Genomic DNA, 385 nt, shown 5'->3' with positions numbered 1-385 from the left:
AGGTCTGTTCGAGGACAAGGCCGTCACGCGCCTACCCTGGCGCGGCAATAATCGACGGGTGCGCCTGGTGATCTATCGCTGGCTTGAGGATGGCATTGAGGAGATGGGACTTACCCCGGTGCAATCCCTGCAACAGGCTTGCGAACGTATCGTGGCTTCGTTGCAGGCATGCGGGGTGCAATCGGCGCGAGTCGATGGCTACGGTCTGTATGCTTGGTTGTTGCCCTGGTTCAATCCAGCACCCAGGCTCACGGATGAAGCGCCCGAGGATTTCTACCAATGCGTGGCCTATCCGGAGTCAAGTGATGGCGAGTCGCTGGAGTTACCCTTCGATCACGACTTCGCCGAGCGGCTGTTTTTCAACGAACCGCGTTCGGATGTGCAA

Annotated in this window: 1 protein-coding gene; it reads left to right on the top strand. The window is 58.7% G+C overall.

Annotation, left to right across the window (positions count from 1 at the left end; genetic code table 11):
* Positions 1-385, top strand: a 385-nt coding sequence (locus tag SOP95_RS32035) for a TraC family protein (protein ID WP_323609596.1), incomplete at both ends; no start/stop codon positions are given.

The organism is Pseudomonas sp. YuFO8 (assembly GCF_035065025.1).
In the GTDB taxonomy this organism is placed as follows: domain Bacteria; phylum Pseudomonadota; class Gammaproteobacteria; order Pseudomonadales; family Pseudomonadaceae; genus Aquipseudomonas; species Aquipseudomonas putida_AE.
Note: the sequence above shows the minus strand (reverse complement) of the source record. Positions and strands in the feature narration are given on the sequence as shown.